This window comes from Hymenobacter jeollabukensis, from assembly GCF_005771675.1.
GTDB lineage: Bacteria > Bacteroidota > Bacteroidia > Cytophagales > Hymenobacteraceae > Solirubrum > Solirubrum jeollabukense.
Genome location: NZ_VAJM01000003.1, coordinates 159,590 through 176,845, shown reverse-complemented (window position 1 = coordinate 176,845; position 17,256 = coordinate 159,590). Strand labels below are relative to the sequence as shown.

16 protein-coding genes are annotated in these 17,256 nt (G+C 64.1%); 8 read left to right on the top strand and 8 right to left on the bottom strand.

The window, feature by feature from the left end:
• Window positions 1-109 precede the first annotated feature (109 nt).
• Window positions 110-1,345: an exo-beta-N-acetylmuramidase NamZ family protein gene (locus FDY95_RS08185; RefSeq protein ID WP_138076546.1), complete on the bottom strand. Its 1,236-nt coding sequence runs from the start codon at window positions 1,343-1,345 to the stop codon at window positions 110-112.
• Between the two features lie 143 nt (window positions 1,346-1,488).
• Window positions 1,489-2,736 carry a glycine C-acetyltransferase gene (gene kbl, locus FDY95_RS08180; protein ID WP_138076545.1) on the bottom strand — a complete coding sequence of 416 codons (1,248 nt, stop codon included), beginning with the start codon at window positions 2,734-2,736 and terminating at the stop codon, window positions 1,489-1,491.
• Window positions 2,737-3,034: 298 nt separating this feature from the next.
• On the opposite strand from kbl, the gene FDY95_RS08175 reads away from it, so the two are divergent.
• The gene (locus tag FDY95_RS08175; protein ID WP_138076542.1) at window positions 3,035-3,808 is read left to right on the top strand and encodes a DUF475 domain-containing protein; all 774 of its coding nucleotides are present in this window, start codon (window positions 3,035-3,037) and stop codon (window positions 3,806-3,808) included.
• 304 nt (window positions 3,809-4,112) lie between these two features.
• On the opposite strand, the gene FDY95_RS08170 is transcribed toward FDY95_RS08175, so the two are convergent.
• The 4 genes from FDY95_RS08170 to FDY95_RS08155 all read right to left on the bottom strand — a co-directional run bounded on the left by FDY95_RS08170 (window position 4,113) and on the right by FDY95_RS08155 (window position 9,657).
• Entirely contained in the window at window positions 4,113-5,249 is a 1,137-nt protein-coding gene (locus FDY95_RS08170) for a PepSY-associated TM helix domain-containing protein (protein ID WP_138076540.1), read from the bottom strand.
• 10 nt (window positions 5,250-5,259) lie between these two features.
• A complete protein-coding gene (locus tag FDY95_RS08165; RefSeq protein ID WP_138076538.1) occupies window positions 5,260-5,760 on the bottom strand; it encodes a GyrI-like domain-containing protein in 501 nt (166 codons plus the stop codon).
• An 83-nt stretch (window positions 5,761-5,843) separates the two neighbouring features.
• Window positions 5,844-8,309, bottom strand: a complete 2,466-nt coding sequence (locus FDY95_RS08160; RefSeq protein WP_138076535.1) for a TonB-dependent receptor — start codon at window positions 8,307-8,309, stop codon at window positions 5,844-5,846.
• Between the two features lie 241 nt (window positions 8,310-8,550).
• A complete protein-coding gene (locus FDY95_RS08155; RefSeq protein WP_138076532.1) occupies window positions 8,551-9,657 on the bottom strand; it encodes a patatin-like phospholipase family protein in 1,107 nt (368 codons plus the stop codon).
• 157 nt (window positions 9,658-9,814) lie between these two features.
• Here FDY95_RS08155 and FDY95_RS08150 point away from each other — a divergent pair, with 157 nt between their 5' ends.
• From FDY95_RS08150 to FDY95_RS08130, 5 genes are all read left to right on the top strand, one after another.
• Window positions 9,815-10,813, top strand: a complete 999-nt coding sequence (locus tag FDY95_RS08150; protein WP_138076529.1) for an NAD-dependent epimerase/dehydratase family protein — start codon at window positions 9,815-9,817, stop codon at window positions 10,811-10,813.
• A gap of 119 nt (window positions 10,814-10,932) precedes the next feature.
• Window positions 10,933-11,658, top strand: a complete 726-nt coding sequence (locus FDY95_RS08145; protein ID WP_138076526.1) for a DUF3891 family protein — start codon at window positions 10,933-10,935, stop codon at window positions 11,656-11,658.
• Window positions 11,659-11,744: 86 nt separating this feature from the next.
• Complete coding sequence (locus FDY95_RS08140) at window positions 11,745-12,722, top strand: YihY/virulence factor BrkB family protein (protein WP_138076523.1); 978 nt, start codon at window positions 11,745-11,747, stop codon at window positions 12,720-12,722.
• 96 nt (window positions 12,723-12,818) lie between these two features.
• Window positions 12,819-13,514, top strand: coding sequence for a spondin domain-containing protein (locus FDY95_RS08135; RefSeq protein ID WP_138076520.1), 696 nt, complete (start codon window positions 12,819-12,821; stop codon window positions 13,512-13,514).
• A 52-nt stretch (window positions 13,515-13,566) separates the two neighbouring features.
• Window positions 13,567-14,259 carry a hypothetical protein gene (locus FDY95_RS08130; protein WP_138076517.1) on the top strand — a complete coding sequence of 231 codons (693 nt, stop codon included), beginning with the start codon at window positions 13,567-13,569 and terminating at the stop codon, window positions 14,257-14,259.
• 84 nt (window positions 14,260-14,343) lie between these two features.
• Here FDY95_RS08130 and rlmN read toward each other — a convergent pair whose 3' ends face one another.
• Together rlmN and FDY95_RS08120 are read right to left on the bottom strand one after the other, a co-directional pair.
• Window positions 14,344-15,417 carry a 23S rRNA (adenine(2503)-C(2))-methyltransferase RlmN gene (gene rlmN / locus FDY95_RS08125; protein WP_138076514.1) on the bottom strand — a complete coding sequence of 358 codons (1,074 nt, stop codon included), beginning with the start codon at window positions 15,415-15,417 and terminating at the stop codon, window positions 14,344-14,346.
• A gap of 206 nt (window positions 15,418-15,623) precedes the next feature.
• Entirely contained in the window at window positions 15,624-16,058 is a 435-nt protein-coding gene (locus FDY95_RS08120; RefSeq protein ID WP_138076512.1) for a thioesterase family protein, read from the bottom strand.
• A gap of 226 nt (window positions 16,059-16,284) precedes the next feature.
• On the opposite strand from FDY95_RS08120, the gene mnmD reads away from it, so the two are divergent.
• Complete coding sequence (mnmD, locus tag FDY95_RS08115; RefSeq protein ID WP_138076509.1) at window positions 16,285-16,965, top strand: tRNA (5-methylaminomethyl-2-thiouridine)(34)-methyltransferase MnmD; 681 nt, start codon at window positions 16,285-16,287, stop codon at window positions 16,963-16,965.
• A gap of 28 nt (window positions 16,966-16,993) precedes the next feature.
• Entirely contained in the window at window positions 16,994-17,242 is a 249-nt protein-coding gene (locus FDY95_RS08110) for a hypothetical protein (RefSeq protein WP_138076506.1), read from the top strand.
• The last annotated feature ends 14 nt before the right edge of the window (window positions 17,243-17,256 follow it).

Below are 17,256 nucleotides of genomic sequence, written 5' to 3'. Positions count from 1 at the left end.
GCATGTCGGCTTGTATTCCAAGGTAGCAGGGTCCACTTAGATTCAATACCCTTTGGTCGGCCGGATGCGTTGCCCAGCTTGTCGGGATGCTTCAGGGTTGCTGGCGCCCCTACTTATACAGCAGGTACCGCTGGCGCATCTGCTTGTACTGGCTCAGGGCCGGCTCCCAGGAGGCGCGGATCTGCGCCGGCGTCTGGCCGGCTTCGATCTGCTTCTGAAAGTCGAGGGTGCCGGCCAGGCCGTTGATGTTGCCGATTTCCTTGCTCTGGGTGCGGTCGAAGAAGTGCGCCTTATCGGGGTAGGCCTGGTAGAGGGTAATCATCCAGTCCAGGTTGATGCGCTTGGTTTTGCGCAGTTCGCGGGTGTCGTACCGGCGCAGGTCGAGGCCGTAGCACATCTGGTTCATGTACAGCGGCGTCTCGCTCATGCCCGGAATGCTGACGGGCGTGTAGGCGAAGTCGAACTTGCCCTTCAGGGCCGGACTGCCGAGCACGGTGAAGGGAAACTGCGTGCCGCGGCCGTGGTTGAGCACCGTGCCCTCGAACAGGCAGGTGGAGGGGTAGAGCAGAATGCTCTGCTGGGTATTGAGGTTGGGCGAAGGTTTGACGGGCAGCACGTATTCCATGTCGTGCCGGTAGTTCTTCACCGGGATGATGCGCAGCCGGCAGGGCTTGCCGCCGGGCAGCCACTTTTCGCCGTTGGCCATCTGGGCAAACTCGGCCACGGTGAGGCCGTGGGCAATGGGAATGGGAAACTGCCCGATACCGGATTTGAGCTTCATGTCGAGCACGGGCCCGTCGACGAGGTAGCCATTGGGATTGGGCCGGTCGAGGATGAGCAGCTCCTTGTCGTTCTGGGCGCAGGCGTCCATCAGGTTGCGCAGCGCGTTGATGTTGGTGTAGAAGCGGCAGCCCACGTCCTGCAGGTCGTAGAGCAGCACGTCCACGTCGGCCAGGTCTTCGGCGGAAGGCTGGCGCTTCGGGCCGTAGAGCGAAATGATGGGAATGCCGGTGGCCGGGTCTTTTTCATCGGCCACGTGGACGCCCGCGCTGGCGTTGCCCCGGAAGCCGTGCTCCGGCCCGAACACCTTCACGATGTTCACGCTCCGGCTCTGCAGGCTGTCTACTAGGTGCCGCTTGCCGATGATGGTGGTGAGGTTGGCCAGCACCGCCACGCGCTTGCCCTGCAGGTAGGGCAGGTAGGCCGCGGTCTGGTCGGCTCCGGTGACGATGCTGCTTTTGGTCGGAGCAGCGGCCGGGCCAGGCGTTTCGGTCGGCGGCGAGGTCAGCAAGCCGGAGACGGTACCGGTGGCCAAAAGCCAGGACAGGACAACGGGCAATTTCATAGCAAAGGCGGGAATGACAGTGGTCGGGAGTTGCTATGGAAGGTAGCGTTTATCGGATTGAGCCCAAGGAGTGGGCCGTCAACAACAAGGCCCGGCCGCTTGCGCAACCGGGCCTTGGTATTTACTCAGGCACGCAGCAAGCCTCACGGCGTGTTCGTCACCACCTGCCCGGCTTCGGGCTGCTGAGCCGAGGGGTCTTTGATGGTGCCCAGTTCCCGCCCGACTTCGATAAAGGCATTGATAGCCTTGTCCAGATGCTCACGCGTGTGGGCAGCGGAGAGCTGCACGCGGATGCGGGCCTGGCCCTTGGGCACCACCGGGAAGTAGAAGCCCACCACGTAGATGCCCTTTTCCAGCATCTTGGCCGCGAAGTCCTGGCTGAGCTTGGCGTCGTAGAGCATGACGGGCACGATGGGATGCTCGCCGGGCTTGATGTCGAAGCCGGCGGCGGTCATCTTCTCGCGGAAGTACTTGGTGTTTTCCTCCAGCCGGTCGCGCAGCTCGGTGCTTTCCGTCAGTAGGTCGAGCACGCGGATGCTGGCGCCCACGATGGCCGGAGCCAGCGTGTTGGAGAACAGGTAAGGCCGGCTGCGCTGGCGCAGCATGTCGATGATTTCCTTGCGGCCGGAGGTGAAGCCGCCCATAGCGCCACCGAGGGCCTTGCCCAGCGTGCCGGTGATGATGTCGACGCGGCCCATGGCGTTGCGGTACTCGTGGGTGCCGCGGCCGGTTTTGCCGAGGAAGCCCATCGAGTGGCACTCGTCAATCATCACCAGCGCCTCGTACTTATCGGCCAGGTCGCAGATTTTATCGAGCTGGGCGATGGTGCCGTCCATGCTGAACGAGCCGTCCGTCACGATGATGCGGTGGCGGGTGCCCTTCTCCTTGGCGTCCTGGAGCTGCTTTTCCAGGTCCTGCATGTCGTTGTGGGCGTAGCGGTAGCGCTGAGCCTTGCACAGGCGCACCCCGTCGATGATGCTGGCGTGGTTCAGCGCGTCGCTGATGATGGCGTCCTGCTCGTTGAACAGGGGCTCGAACACCCCGCCGTTGGCGTCGAAGGCGGCGGCGTAGAGGATGGTATCCTCGGTGCCCAGAAACTCGGCCAGCTTCTTTTCCAGCTCTTTATGGATATCCTGGGTGCCGCAGATAAAGCGCACCGACGACATGCCGTAACCGTGCGAGTCGATGGCTTCCTTGGCGGCCTTGATGACCTCGGGGTGCGACGACAGGCCCAGGTAGTTGTTGGCGCAGAAGTTGAGCACCTCCCCGGCCTCCGAGGTTTCGATTTCGGCGCCCTGGGGCGAGGTGATGATGCGCTCCTTTTTGTAGAGGCCGGCGTCCTTGATTTCCTGGAGCTGCTGCTGCAGATCGGGCTGAAGGGTGGTGTACATGGGGAATGGGCTTTCGGGAATGACGGGGAACCGCCGGCGAAGGTACGGCGACAAGGAATGTAGCGCGAACTTTCAGCTCACGTATCCCAGGTAGTATTCTTCCGTCAGGGTAGATTCCGTTCTGCGACAACCGTTCAGGATACGCGAACTACAACCGAAGGTCAGCGCAGCTGAAGTTCGCGCTACGGCGCGGACGGCGTTTAACGTGCTGCCACCGTAAAAGCCGTTGTTTTGCATTTTCGCCCTCACCTTGGGCTTTGGCCGGACCTTTTCGGCTTTTCCGGGGTTACTTGTCTGCATGAACGTCCACCTCCAACAGATTCTCGACAACCCGCTGGCCGCGGCGGCCATTGTCGGCAACCTGGTCATCATCGAAAGCCTGCTGAGCGTGGATAACGCGGCGGTGCTGGCCACCATGGTCGGCGACCTGCCCAAGGAGCAGCGCCAGAAAGCCCTGCGCTACGGCATCATCGGGGCCTACGTGTTCCGGGGCATCTGCCTGCTCTTCGCCTCCTTCCTCATCAATTTCTGGTACCTCAAGCCCCTGGGCGGCCTGTACCTGCTCTACCTCTGCTACCAGCAGTTCCGGCCCAAAAGCCGCGGCAACGACGAGGACGACGACGCGCCCGTGAAGGAGAAAAGCTGGCTGTACCGCCGCACCTTGGGCGCCTTCGGGCAGTTCTGGGCCACCGTGGCGCTGATCGAGCTCATGGACCTGGCCTTTTCCATCGACAACGTCTTCGCCGTGGTGGCCTTCACCGACAACCTCATCCTGGTCTGCATCGGGGTGTTTATCGGCATTCTGGCCATGCGGCTGGTGGCCCAGGCCTTCGTGCTGCTGATGGCCCGCTACCCCTTCCTTGAAACCTCGGCCTTCCTGGTCATCGGCATCTTGGGTCTGAAGCTGGTTTTGTCCTTGTTCGATCATTTTCAGCCCGAGCACCCCGTCAGCATCTTCCTCGAAAGCCAGGCCGCCGACGTGGGCCTCACAGTGCTGACGGTGCTCATGTTCCTGGTGCCGCTGGCTTCTTCCCTGCTCTTCAACGTGCCCCGCCACCAGCGCCTGCCGTAGCAGCCCGGCAGACGGTAACGCTGGCCGTCATTGCGAGCGAAGCGAAGCAATCCTTCCTCCAATAGCACCGCCGCTGCCGCTGGCACCAACCGAAAACAGCCCCGCCCGAAACCTGCAGACGCGGAGTTTCGGGCGGGGCTGTTTTCTGGGAGTGCGTCTTGTACCGCTTCTACCGCGAGGGGAAAGATTGGCTACGCCTTCCTACGGTTGCCGCAGCTGCGCCTCGCAATGACGGCGGGGTGAACCGTCCGCATCAGCCCCGCGAGTTTTCCACACGGCTTTGCACACGCGGTGGATAAAGGCATCAGGCCAATGCGGGGCGGGGCTTCGGTTTGTTGGTCTTATGGCGGCGGCCCCACCAGATAACGGTGCCCGTCACGGGCAGGCTGGCCGAAATCAGGCTGGCCAGGAAAGCCACGATTTTGCCGCCGAAGCCCAGTATCTGGCCCACGTGCAGGTCGTAGTTCATATCGGAGAAGCGGGTGGCCGGGCTCTTGCGGGCGTGGGGCAGGAACTGCAGCACCTGCCCGGACACCGGGTGCAAGGCGTATTCGTCGCGGTGGTAGTAGTGCAGGGCTTTGGCGTAGGTCCAGCAGTACGCCGGGTCCTTGCGGCTGCCCGTCGGGCCCAGCAGAATCATTTCGGCCCGGGGCGAGAGGCGCCGCGCGGTGCGGTAGACCACATCGGCCAGGGGTTGCGTAGCCGCGGCCACCGGCTGCAGCGTGTCCACTTTGGCCGTTATCTTCTCCTGAGGGTCCACCGGGCCGCCGTTGATGACGAACATGCTCGATTCGAGCATCCAGGGAAAAATCATGAACAGGCCCGTCAGCGCCAGGATCAGCCCGATGCTGGCCGCGTAGAAGCCGAGCACGTTGTGCAAATCGTAGTTGATGCGCCGCCAGCGCGCCCCCCACTTGATGGTCAGGCGCTGCTTCCGCTCCTGCCGGCGCTTGGGCCACCACAGCACCAGGCCGGTAATAAGCATCACCACGAACGTGCTGATGCCGAGGCCCACCACCCACCTGGCCACCGCCTCGGGCAGCAGCAGGTGCATGTGAATTTCCTGAATGATGCTAAAAAAGTGCGTGCGCAGGTCCGTCTCGTGCAGCACCTGCCCGCTATAAGGATTCAGCGACACCATGATGGGCGCCCCGGCCTTGTCGGTGAAGAATACCGTGGCCGAGCGCTCGGGCCCGAAGTAGGTGGTCCAGGTATCAGCCGCTCTGATGCCCGGATGCGGGGCCAGGGCCGCCGCCTGCAGGCGCGAAGGCAGCAGCATGGCCGTATGCTGCGCTTCCACCTTACGCCAGGGCTCGGTCAGGTCGCGGATGTCGTCCTGAAACACAAAGATGGCGCCGGTCAGGCTCACGATGAACACCACCAGCCCGGAGGCCAGCCCCAGCCAGAGGTGCAGTTTACCGACGGCTTGCTTTAGCTTCATAGGGCGGGACTTAGCTAAGGGCCGGCGCCTCGGCGCCCGCCAGGATGGGAAACCAGATTTCTACGCCCCCCTGACCGGTGGCCGGGTCGAACTCGGGGCCGTACCGCTCGATATCGGGCGTGGGGGCCCAGTGCAGGCCCGAGGTCGGGTACCACTGCTGCCAGATGGCCCACCAAGTAGCCGCCAGCGTCTGCAGCGAGTCGGTGTGGCGGAATACGGCGTAGCGGGCTGCCGGCACCCGCAGGCGGCCCAGGCCGGCGGGTAGGGCCGCCAGGTCGGCCACTTCGCAGGCGCACAGGTACTCGAACATCCGCTTGCCCGGGTCGGGCCGGCACAGAATGCCGTAGACAGTGCCCGGGTTCAGCAGGCCCGGCAGCGGCTTCAGGGCCCGGAACCGGGCCCACTGGGCCGGCACGGTAGCCTCGGCGGTGGCAAAGTGATGCACGCCGCGCAGTCCGCCCAGCAGCATGGCCGGGCCGGTTTCGAAACGGGGAACGGGCAGGGTAGTCATCGGGAACTAACGGAGAAATGGGAAACGCGAAAGTCCGCCCCGACCCCAACGGGCCGGCGCGGACTTTATCGGACGGCGCCGACTTAGAATTTGTAGGCCACGCTGCCGACAATGCTGCGCAGCTTCTGCGGGTTCATGGTCGTGTAGCCGGTCCAGTACTGCTGGTCGGTCAGGTTATCCACCTTGGCCGACAGGCGGTACTTGGGCTGGTCGTAGAAGATGCTGGCGTTGAAGATCGTGTAGCTGGGCAGCTTAAACACGTTGTTGTTCGCGTTCTGCACGCGGTTTTCGCTGACGTAGTTGCCGCCGACGCCCGCGCCCAGGCCGCGCAGCGCGCCCTCGGGCTGGCGGTAGCTTACCCAGGCGTTGGCCAGGTAGGGCGAGGAAGCGGTGTTGGGGCGGCGGCCGTTTACGTCCTCGGGCGAGTCCTCAAACTTCGACTCGTTGTAGGAGAAGCCGCCAATCACGTTCAAGCCGCGCACCGGGTTGGCCACCAGGTTGACTTCCAGGCCCTGGCTGCGCTGGGTGGCGTCCTGGGCGTTAATGGCTTCAAACGTGACGGGCGAGTAGCCCAGCAGCCGCAGCCGGTCCTGCACCCGGATGTTGTAGTAGCTCACCGTGGCACTGAGGCGGCCGCCGGCCGCGTCTAGCTTCACCCCGCCTTCCCACTGGTTGGCGCGCTCGGGCCGGGCCAGCGGGCGGCTGCCGTCGGCGGCCAGGTAGAGACCCAGGTTGTTGAAGCTGTTCTGGTAGTTGGCAAACACGCTCACCCGGTCTTTCACCGGCTGATATACCACCCCGAACTTAGGCGAAAACGTGGTTTGCTTGTACGCGGCCACGGGCGAGTAAAACAGCCCGCCCGTGTTGCTGACGTGGTCTACGCGCAGGGCGGCCAGCACGCTCAGCTGCTCGGTCAGGTTCAGCACGTCCGATACGAAGGCGCTGTACGTGTTCGACTTGGTGGTGACCAGGTAGCGCCCACCGCCGCCGCTGGCGTACACGGCGTTCATGGTAGCGCCGTTGAACTGATCCAGCACGGGCCGCGGCGAGGCCAGGGCCACCGTGTCGAAGTTGGCGCCCACGAAGTTGATGTCCGAGTGGGTGCGCAGGAAATCCAGGCCCAGCACCACGCGGTTGCGCAGGCTGCCCACCCGGAAGTCGCCGTTGAACAGCTGTTGCGCCTCCCACAGCTGCTTCTGGCTGTTGTCCGTCGATTGGTCGGCCCGCACCAGGTAGTTGTCGGCGGCGGGCAGTTCGGGATGGCGGCGGCGGAAATCTGCGGTCGACGGCGTCAGGTAGAAGTACGCCGAGTTGCCGTTTGAGTAGCTGTGGCTGCTGGTCAGGTAGGTCGTGGCCGTGAAGCTGGGCGAAATCTTGTACTGCACCTGCCCGAACAGGTTGGTGCTGCGCGAGTCCTGAATCAGGCCCGGCCCCTGGTACGACCGGCGGTAATCGAACGGCGACTTGTCGGCCCGATCGAAGCCCAACTGAGCCGGCGTAAAGTACAGGAAGATGAACTGCTTGCCCGTGCCCCGGCCTTGGTAAATTTCCGCGTCGAGGTTTACCGTCAGCCGGTCCGTGGCGCGCCACTGCAGGCTGGGGGCCACGGCCAGGTTCTTGTTGAAGCCGGTGTAGCCCTTGTTCTGGAAGTTGTCCTCGTAGGTGTAAGCCGTATTCAGGCGCAGGCCCAGGGTTTTGGGCTCATCGGCAGGCGCGCTCTGGTCCACCAGGTTCACGTCGGCCGACACGCGGTGAAAGCCGTAGCTACCGGCCGCCACATTGATTTCGCCGCCGAAGGTATCGAGCGGTTTCTTGGTCACGCGGTTCATCAGGCCGCCGTACGAGGTCAGCGACGAGCCGAACAGCGTGGCCGAGGGACCTTTGATGACTTCCAGCTTCTCCAGGTTCACCGCGTCGATGTCGCCGGTTACGTTGCCGGCTACCCCGTTGCGCAGCTGGCTCTGGGTGACAAAGCCCCGCGCGGCGTAAAAGGCGCCGCCGTCGCCGCCGCGGCCGGTGGCGTCCCACATTTTCTGCAGGCCCGGCGCGTTGCGCGTCGCGTCGTCCACCGAAAACACCAACTGCTCAGTCAGCAGCTCCTTGCCCACGGTGGCGTATACCTGCGGGTTTTCCAGGTTGCTGAGCGGCATCTTGTTCACGTCCACCGACTGCTTGCGGTCGAACTTGTTGATGCGGTTGCCCTGCACCGTCACCTCGCGCAGGCGCTGAGCGCTTTCGGCCAGCACAAAGTCCACCGTCACCGGCTGCCCGCCGCTCACCGTCACTGGCTTCTCCGTCGTCTGCAGCCCCACCGCCGATACCACCACGCTGTACTCCCCGTCGCGCACCCGGTCGATGACGAACTGGCCCTTGCTGTCGGTGATGGCGCCCTGGGGGCGGCCCTTCAAGCCCACGGAAACGGCTTCGGCGGGTGAGCCGTCCTGGGTGCGGACGGTGCCGCGAATGGTGGAGGTGGCTTGCTGGGCCCAGGCGGGCAGCGCAGTAGCCGAAACGATGGTTGCTATTCCTAGCAGGCGGCGGGTATTCATGAGCTGATTTTATTTGGAATCATTCCAAAGAACATTCAAATAAAGACCAGCAACTTTGCCCAGTAAAATCGTTACCTGATTTTGTTCTAAAGTTTATATGATTGATTAGAAAAAGTCTAAATAAAGAAAGTTTTGTTGTTCGTCAGTACCCTACCGCTGCCCCGGCAGAGCAGTAAAAAGCCGGTGCCCCGGACGGCAACGAGCCATCCGGGGCACCGGCTTTGGGTAGGAAGCGGCAGACTTATTTCTTGGCCTGGGCCCGCTGCAGGTAGGCCTGCACGCCGAGGCGGCCGCTGTCCATGAGCTGCTGCTTTTCGGCCTCCGACATGCGCTTGATCTTGGGCGCGAAGCCGGCGGTGTTGATGCTCACGGTGCGCGTCCAGTCCTCGGGGCGGGCGGGGTTCAGGTTTTCCTCCGTCAGGTTGTAGAGCGCCCCCACGTAGGTGCCGAAGTTCTTGATTTCGTAGGGCGCCAGGGCCTGCCGGCCGGTGGGCAGCGTATCGAGGGCAATCTGCTCGGCCCGGTCGACGCGCAGGCCCAGGGTCTGGGGGTTGAACACGTTGCCGCGGGCATCGGGCGTGGCCGGGGCGCCGGCGGGCAGGTAACGCGGCTTGTCGAAGAGGTCGATGGGGTAGTTGGCCAGCATCCCGCCGTCGACCATCACCTGCACCGGCTGGCCTTTCTCGGGCCGGCCGTGGACGACGTTGCCCTGCGCGTCGAGCAGCACGGCGCGGAAGTACAGCGGAATGCTCATCGAGATGCGCACCGCGTCGGCCACGCGCATCTGGGGGTTGGTTTCGTAGCTGAACACCTGCACGCGCTGCAGGGTGAGGTTGGTGCCGGTGGTGTACAGGTCGCGGAAGTGGCCGGGCTGCTGCTGGGCCAGCTGGTGCAATTCCCCTAGGGTCAGGTTGGGCTTGCCGGTCTTGCGGGCCACCAGCCCGGCTATTTTGTTGGTGAGGGCGTCGCCGAGGTACCAGCCGTACTGCTTGCGCATGCGATGCGAGCCGCCGAAGAAAAACCAGCGGCCGTCGTTGAAGCGCTGAATCGGGGTGTTGTTGACTTCCTGCACGATTTCGGCCGGGGTGTAGCCCACGGCCAGCAGCGCGGCCTGAATGGCGCCCGCCGAGGTACCGCCCACCCGCTCGATGCCGCGCAGCACGCCCTGCTTGTCCAGCTCCTCCAGCGCGCCGCCGTAGGCCACGCCGCGGATGCCGCCGCCCTCCATCACCAGGTTGCGGTAGGGGTGCGCCGACTGGGCCCGCGCCGCCCCGGCTAGCAGTAGCAGGCCGCTGAGCAGGGCCAGCCCGCGGCGCATCATCGTCACTGGTATAGTACTGTGCATCATAGCCCAAAGATAACCGTACTAGCCTCGAACGTTGCACGGCCCGGCCGGCCGCGTGCCGCCGCCCGCCAAACCGGGTATCTTTGCCGCCGGCCCGCCGCGGCCCCGAGACACCTTTCCCCTGATCGGCATTCCCCCACTCCTTCCCCCCTCCCACCCCATGAGCACTACCGGCACAGGCGACACAATTCTGGTAATTGGCGCCGGCGGACAACTGGGTTTCGAACTCACCCACGAACTGCGCCAGCGCTACGGCGCTTCGAACGTCATTGCGGCCGACGTGCGCCTGCCCAAGCACCCGGAGCTGGCCGAAGCCGGCCCCTTCGAGCAGCTCGACGTGCTCGACCGCGCCCGCCTCGGCGAAGTGATGCAGAAATACCGCCCCAAGCAGGTGTATCACCTGGCCGCCCTGCTCTCGGCCACCGCCGAAAAGAACCCCGAGTTTGGCTGGCAGCTGAACATGGACGGCCTCTTCAACGTGCTGGGCGCGGCCCTGGAGTACGACAAGCCGCGCATCTACTGGCCCAGCAGCATCGCCGTATTCGGCCCGAACACCCCGCGCGAAAACACCCCGCAGTACACCGTCATGGACCCCGGCACGGTGTACGGCATCAGCAAGCAGGCCGGCGAGCTATGGCTCGACTGGTACTTCCGCCGCCACGGCCTCGACGTGCGCAGCCTGCGCTACCCCGGCCTGATCGGCTACAAGAGCCTGCCCGGCGGCGGCACCACCGACTACGCCGTCGACATCTACCACCACGCGGCACAGGGCCTCGCCTACCAGTGCTTTCTGCAGGAAGACACCTACCTGCCGATGATGTACATGCCCGACGCGCTCAAGGCCACGCTGGATATCATGCATGCCCCGGCCGAGCAAGTGAAAATCCGCACCAGCTACAACCTGGGCGCCATGAGCTTCTCGCCGGCCGAAATAACCCGCAGCATTCAGCAGCACCTGCCCGATTTTCAGGTGAGCTACCAGCCCGACTCGCGCCAGCAGATTGCCGACAGCTGGCCCAAGAGCATCGACGACAGCCGCGCCCGCGCAGACTGGGGCTGGCAACCCGAGTTCGACCTGAACAAGATGACGGCCGATATGCTGCAGCACCTGCGGGAAGAGCCGCAGTACCTGGCCCCCCTGGCCGCCGCCGCGAAGTAGACTGAACGTGGTGCCACGACTCCCCAAGTCGTGGCACCACTGTTTCTAGGGAGTAGATGCCGCGTATCCGGCGCGGCGGTTGGCGCGTATCGACAGCAGCTTTATCCGCGACGCGCCCCATGATTGTCAACTACACCGCCGAGGGCTGGCAGATTATCTACCAGCAGGCCCACGCCCTGCTGGCGGCCCAACTGCTGCACCAGTGGCCCGCGTTTCTGCCTCTCGACCGGTGGGTGGGCCTGCTGGCCGCCGCCGCCCAGCACGACGACGGGCAGCGGCGCTGGGACGGCCGCTACGCCCTCACGCCCGCCGGCGCCCCCGCCGACTTCACCATGAAGGACTTCTCGCCCGAGCAGGCCCGCGAAGTCATGCGCGAGGCGCGGTTTCAGGGCCGCTGGCGCAGCCTGCTCACCAGCATGCACCTAAGCTTCCTGTACGAAGAGCTGCGCGGCCAACATTCTGAAACCGACGCCTTTCTCGACGAGCAGCGCCGGTGCCAGCAGCGTTGGCGGCGCGAGCTGCGGCTGAAAAAGGACGAAGCCCAGCGCGCCTACGCCCTGCTGCAGTGGTGCGACCGGCTCAGCCTCATTCTGTGCCGCCACGAGCTGCCCGACATGGAGCGCGCCCTCGAAATCAGCCAGGGCCCCGACGGGCGCCGCTACGACGTGCGCCGCCGCGCCGATGAGTCGGTGCAGGTGACGCCCTGGCCCTTCGCGGCGGCGGAATTCGAGGTGTCGGTAGAGGCGGCGGGGCTGCGGCAACTGCAGTTCGGCAGCGACGAGGAGCTGAGCACGGCCCTCAAGGCAGCCCCGCTCGACACGCTGCGCTGGACGCTGCACCGTTGAGCTTGGGCCCTCGGCAGGCCAACGCCCGGCGCGGGGCGCCGTAGTACGGCAGAATCCTCCTTTGCCCGTTCCGGCCTCCGCTGCTTATGGCTTCCTCATTTCGCCTCTCTTCCCTGCCCTCGTTGCTGAGCACCACGCTCGGGCAGTTCAATGAAAACAACTCCCTGCGCCTGGCCGCGGCCCTGTCCTACAACGCGGTGCTCTCGTTGCCGCCGCTGTTGCTCATCGTCATCACCGCCGCCGGCTACCTGTTCGATCAGGAAGCCATTCAGGGACAAGTATTTGCCCAGCTCAATGGCCTGGTGAGCCCCGACGCGGCCAAGACCATTCAGGACTCCATCAACAGCTTCAACCAGCAGCGGCAGGGCGGTATTTCGGCCGCGCTGGGCATCGGCACGCTGATTTTTACGGCCACTACGTTTTTCGTCACCCTGCAGGAAAGCCTCAACAGCATCTGGAACCTGCGCGTGAAAACCGACGGCAACACCGGCGTGCTCAAGCAGTTCATTCGCGACCGGGTGCTGTCGTTTGGCCTGATCCTGAGCATTGCTCTGCTGCTGCTCATTTCCTTTGTCATCAGCGCCACGCTCAGCTTTTTCACCGATTACCTGCAGCGCATCATGCCCGACGTGGCCGTGGTGCTCATCCGCCTGGTCGATTTCGTGCTGTCGTTCAGCATCACCACGGTGCTCTTCGCCCTGATTTACCGCTTCCTGCCCGACGCCATCATCCGCTGGCGCGACGTGTGGGTGGGCGGCTTCGTGACGGCCTTGCTGTTTGTGCTCGGCAAGTACCTGCTCACATTCTACATCAGCAACGCCAACCCCGGCTCGGCCTTCGGGGCGGCGGGCTCCATCATCGTGCTGCTGGTCTGGATTTACTACTCCTCGCTCATCATCTTCTTCGGGGCCGAGCTGACCCAGCAGTACGCCGACTGCTACGGCGCCCACGTGGTGCCCAAGGCCCACGCCGTGCGCATCGAGGTGCGCGAGGTGCCGCCCGGGGAAAGCCTGGAAGAGCAGAAAACCGGCCGCCCGCACGCCGAGGGCCGCTGGCGCGGCTAGGCCAGTCGCCCGTTTAAGAACCTGAATGATTGCGGTAAGGCACGAATCCGCTTCGGCAGAGCGTTGCGTTAGCTACCTGCTACTTTCCGGTCTGCCATGAATCGTTTGCTACTCCCCGCTCTACTGGCCGCTACGGCCTGCACCACCGATAAAGACGTCCAGCCCGCGCCGAGCCCAGCCACTTACCGCGTCACCTTCGAAGCCACCTGGAGCCCGGCCACCCACCCCGGGGCCTACCCGGCCGGCGCGCATTTTTCGCGGCTGATTGGGGTAGCCCACGCCAGCTCCGGTGGCACCGGTATCGGCGATGTTGCTTACCGGGCCTTATACAGCCAGGGGGGCTTAGCCAGCACGGGCATCAAGGATATGGCGGAGCGCGGCAACAACACCGCGCTCCGCACTGAAATAGCCACGCTACAGCTCAGCAAGCAGGTGAGTGGCTGGTTTGAAAGCCGCCAGGCCTTCATCGGCTCCCCGGGCCGGTTTGTCGACACCATCACCGTCGATGCGCAGCACCCGCTCGTCACGGCCGTCACCATGATTGCGCCTAGCCCCGACTGGTTTGTGGCCCTGGAAAGCCCGTCGCTGCTCGACGCGGCGGGCCAGTGGCAGCCGAGCCTGAGCGTGGGTGCCCGTGCCTACGACGCCGGCACCGACAGCGGGCCCGCCTTCGACTCGCCCGATCAGCCCACCGCCCCCGCCCAACCGGTGACGCCCATCGGCACCGGCCCGCTGGCGCCGGGGGGCACTGCTACGTCGCTCGGCACTTTCCACTTGGAGCGCATCCGGTAGGGCCGCCCGTTTGCTTTCTTCCGGCTTACCTTTGAGAATTACACTCTTTGGTATGCCCCGTTATTTTCTCGCGTTAGCCACTGCGCTGCTGCCCTTGGCCACCTTGGCCCAAACCAAGCCCGCCGCCCCGTCCACGACTCCATTGGAAAGCCAGCTCACGGCCGAAATCTGCCAGGATTTCGATAAGCTGAACGCGGCCAAGCCCTTCGCTCAGCTCAGCAAGGAAGAAGCCATGAGCACCCTGCAGCAATCGATGACGCAGGTGGCCATGAATCACCCGCAGGAGATTGAGCAACTCATGAAGGCCAGTGGCGCCGATGCGCAGTCGGCCATGCAGGCCATGGGCCAGCGCGTGGCCAGCCAGCTCGCTGCCGACTGCCCCGTGGCCATGACGCTGTTTGCCCGCCTGGCCGGCACCGACCCGGCCACGGCCCAAGCACCCGACATCACGGTGAGCGAAGCCGAACGCCCGCTGCTTACCAAGCTGGCCACTGATATCTGCACCGACCTCACCGCCCAGGACGCCAAGAAACCGCTGCTCAAAATGCCCAAGGCCGACCGCATGGCCATGGTGCAGAAAACGATGGAGCGGCAGATCAAAGCCCACGCCACCGAGCTAACCCAGCAGTACGGCCCGACTTTTCTTCAGGACATGCCGCGTATTACCGCCATGGGTGCGAAAGTGGGCGGCCTGATGGCCAAGCAGTGCCCCACGCAGACGGCGGCCTTCACCATTCAGCCCTGACCAGGTAGACAACCTCTTCCAAACGCCAAACGGCCCGCCGAGCAGCATGTGCTTGGCGGGCCGTTTGGCGTTTGAGGAATACCGTTACGCCGGCTGGGGCTGGCCTTCCTTGGTGGCCAGCTGCCCACAGGCCGCGTCGATGTCCTTGCCGCGCGAGCGGCGCACGTTCACCTGCACGCCGCGGTCGGCCAGGTACTTCATGAAGGGGACGAGGCGGTCTTCCTGGGCATTGAGGAAAGCGGCCGGCGCGATGGGGTTGTACTCGATCAGGTTGACCTTGCAGGGAATCCACTTGGTAATTTCCAGCAGGTCCTTGGCGTCCTGAATCGAGTCGTTGAAGTTGTCGAACACGATGTACTCGTAGGTCACCATGCGGCCCGTCACCTGGTGGTAGTGCTGCAGGGCCTCCTTCAGCACCGGCAGCGCGTTCGACTCGTTGATGGGCATGATGGTGTTGCGCTTCTCGTCGGTGGGCGCGTGCAGGCTCAGCGCCAGGTTGGCCTTGAAGCCGTCGTCGGCCAGCTTCTTGATCATCTTGGAGATGCCGGCGGTGCTCACGGTAAGGCGACGGGCGGCCATGCCCAGGCCGTCCTTATTGTCGGTGATGCGCTCCACGCTCTTGAGCACGTTGGCGTAGTTGAGCAGCGGCTCGCCCATACCCATATACACGATGTTGGTGAGCGGGGTGCCGAAGTGCTCCTGGGCCTGCCGGGCGATAATGGCGACCTGGTCGAAGATTTCGGCCGTGTCGAGGTTGCGCTTGCGCTCCATGTAACCGGTGGCGCAGAACTTACACGTCAGCGAACAGCCCACCTGCGAGGAAATGCAGGCCGTCATGCGCTCATCCTTCGGAATGAGCACGCCCTCGACGAGGTGGCCGTCGTGCAGGCGGAAGGCGTACTTGATGGTGCCGTCCGAGCTTTGCTGCTGGGTATGAATCTGCACCGCGTTGATGGCGAAGTGCGCTTCGAGCAGCTCGCGGGTGCTCAGCGAGATGTTGTTCATCTCACTGAACGAGGTGGCAACGTTGCGCCAGAGCCACTCCATCACCTGTTTGGCGCGGAAGGGCTTTTCGCCGTGCTCAACGAAGAAAGCTTTCAGCTCGTCGAGCGAGAGTTTGCGGATGTCGCGTCGGGTGACGATGGGCAGCGTAATCATGGCACAAAGGTACAAACTAGCCGCCGCTTAGGTTCCCGGTGCGGGTGGTCATTGTGCTGCATGAATGCATTGACTCAGAACGTCATGTCGAGCGAAGTCGAGACATCTCGCGTGCTGATGGCAGGTAGTGACTCCTTTTCAACGAGGAAATTACTATCCGGCGAGATGTCTCGACTTCGCTCGACATGACGTTCTGATTTGCCGCTTTACTGCTCCTGCCCCGTCAGCCGGGCGGCCAGGTCGGCGGGCAGGCTGCGAAGCTTGCGGGTGGTATAGTCGAAGCAGAGCATACCGGTTTTGGCGCGGGCAATGTCGCGGCCGGCGGTGGTCTGCACCTGGTACACCACGTCGAAGCCGTACTTGTGCAGCTCGGTGGCGGCCATCTGCACGCGCAGCACGTCGCCGTAGAAACCCTCGCCCCGGTACTCCACAGCCAAGTCGGCTATGATTAGGCCCTGGCCGGTGGCCGGGTCCAGCTCCGCCAGCTGCATGTGGCGCAGAAACTGCACCCGGGCCTCGTGCAGCAGGCTCACCAGGGCGTCGTTGCCGAGGTGGTTGCCGTAGTTCAGGTCGGTGATGCGCACGGGCAGCTCCACCGTCACGGAAAAGGATTGGGGCAGGACAAGTTTGATTCGGGCCATGAACCGGCAAGAAAAGCGGGCCGGCGGTGAAACTTACCGGGCGGCGGCTACGATTAAGGCCGCACCGTCGGGCGGGGCAGCGCGTTGAGAGACAAGTTTTTCGGGGCAGGCAAATATCGGCATGCCAAATTGGTGAACGAACGTTTTGCCCGTATCTTACCCCGCCGCCCGGCTCCCCACCGGTTCATTCTCCCCTCTGTTCCCCCTCTTCTTCACCGTTCTCCCAATGATTGTAGAAGTACGCCCCACGGCCGACGGCTCCAATACGCTGTACGTACCCGCGCTCGACGAGCATTACCACTCCACGCACGGTGCCGTGCAGGAGGCGCTGCACGTGTACCTACAGGCCGGGCTGGAACCGGTGCTGGCCACGGCCACCGGCCCGGCGCCAGTGTGGGTGCTGGAAGTAGGCTTCGGCACCGGGCTGAACGCGCTGCTGACCCTGCAGCGCAGCCTCACCGCCAAGGCCCCCATTTTTTACGACACCATCGAGAAGCACCCGCTGTCGGCGGCGGTTATCCGCAAGCTTGGCGCCGAGCGCTACATCCTCAACCCCGAGCTGCTGGAGTGCTACGAGCTGCTGCACGAAGCCAGCTGGGAAACCCCCGAGGCCCTGACCGCGCAGTTTGCCCTGCTCAAGCTGGAAGGCGCCCTGCAGGATTTGCCCCTGGCCGAAGACACCTACCAGGTTATCTATTTCGACGCCTTCGCACCCGAAAAGCAGCCCGATATGTGGACCGACGAGGTGTTTCAACAGCTCTACGCCGCCGCCGCCCCCGGCGGCTGCCTGGTGAGCTACTGCGCCAAGGGCTCCTTTAAGCGCAGCCTGAAAGCCGCCGGCTGGCAGGTGGAAAGCCTGCCCGGCCCGGCTGGCAAGCGCGAAATGACCCGGGCCTGGAAACGCTAAGGCCCAGTCGAAACTTCGGTAACGCGCGATGGAAGTAGAAATAGCCTGCCCCAAATGCGACTGGCACCTCGAAGCCGGGTCGCGCTGGCAATGCACCTGCGGCCATTCCTGGAACACCTTCGACACCGGCGGCACCTGCCCGCGCTGCCTGCACCGCTGGCACGACACGCAGTGCCTGAGCTGCGCCGGCTGGTCGCCCCACCTCGACTGGTACCGCAACCTGGACCAGTGGGTGGCCGAGCAGCTGGTAGCCGAGCTGCAGCCCGCCGCCCGCTGACTTGATTACCTTTT